The following is a 1,239-nucleotide window of genomic DNA, read 5'->3' as shown; positions in this document are numbered from 1 at the left end:
GGTGGGGAGGGGGCGTCCACCCCCCGATGCTGCTGCGCCGCGGCCCCCGTGGCAACGACCGCTCGCCGGGCGCCGCCGCCGCGGGCAGGATGAGGCCCGACCCGACCCGGCCACAGACGAGGACCCCACCCGATGGAGTACCGCACCCTGGGCGGCGGCGGCGCCGCCGTCTCCCACCTGGCTCTCGGCACGATGACCTTCGGCGGCGAGACCGACCGCGAGGGCGCCTTCACCCAGCTCGACACCTTCCTCGAGGCCGGGGGCACCCTGGTCGACACCGCCGACGTGTACACGGGCGGGACCTCGGAGGAGATCATCGGCGCCTGGCTCGCCGACCGTCCCGCGGACGTGACCGAGCGCGTGGTGCTCGCGACCAAGGGCCGCTTCCCGACCAGCGGTGAGCCGAACGGCGTCGGCCTGAGCCGCCGGCACCTCACGCGCGCGCTCGACGCGTCGCTGGCCCGCCTCGGCGTGGACGCCGTCGACCTCTACCAGGTGCACGCGTGGGACCCCTGGACGCCGGTCGAGGAGACGCTCTCGGCCCTGGACTCCTTCGTCCGGGCGGGCAAGGTGCACTACGTCGGGCTGTCGAACTTCACGGGCTGGCAGCTGCAGAAGACGGTGGACGCCGCCGACGCCCTCGGGCTGGCCCGCCCCGTGACCCTGCAGCCGCAGTACAACCTGCTCGTCCGCGAGATCGAGTGGGAGATCGTGCCCGCCGCGGAGGAGAACGGGCTGGGCCTGCTGCCGTGGTCGCCGCTGGGCGGGGGGTGGCTGTCCGGGAAGTACCAGCGCGACACCGTGCCGACGGGGAGCACGCGCCTCGGGGAGGACCCGGAGCGCGGCGTGGAGCGCTACGCGGGCCGCAACGCCCAGCAGCGCACGTGGGACGTCATCGACGCGCTGCAGCGCATCGCCGAGGCGCGCGGCCGCTCGATGGCGCAGGTCGCGCTCGCGTGGCTCGCGGCGCAGCCCGTGGTGTCCTCCATCGTGCTGGGCGCGCGCACCACCGAGCAGCTGCGCGACAACCTGGGTTCCGCGGACCTCGAGCTCGACGGCGAGGAGCTCGTGGCCCTCGACGAGGCCAGCGACCCGGACCCGGCCGACTACCCCTACGGCGGTCCCGGCGAGAACCAGCGCAGCCGCAAGCTCACCGGCGGTCGCTGACGTCGACCCGGCGGGGCGCGGGGCCGGGGCGGGGCTCACGAGCAGGGCGGCGCTCACGAGCAGGGTGGCGCT

1 protein-coding gene is annotated in these 1,239 nt (G+C 75.5%); it reads left to right on the top strand.

What is annotated here, in order from left to right:
- The first annotated feature begins 132 nt into the window (after positions 1-132).
- A complete protein-coding gene (locus tag GTR02_RS21770) occupies positions 133-1,167 on the top strand; it encodes an aldo/keto reductase (protein WP_166609548.1) in 1,035 nt (344 codons plus the stop codon).
- Positions 1,168-1,239: the final 72 nt, after the last annotated feature.

It is taken from the genome of Kineococcus siccus, assembly GCF_009906795.1.
In the GTDB taxonomy this organism is placed as follows: Bacteria; Actinomycetota; Actinomycetes; order Actinomycetales; family Kineococcaceae; genus Kineococcus; species Kineococcus siccus.
This window is presented reverse-complemented; position numbering and strand designations above follow the sequence as displayed.

Bases quoted from the DNA above. Each gene is read 5' to 3' on its own strand.
- GTR02_RS21770 (WP_166609548.1), top strand. From the start codon at position 133: ATGGAGTACCGCACCCTGGGCGGCGGCGGCGCCGCCGTCTCCCACCTG.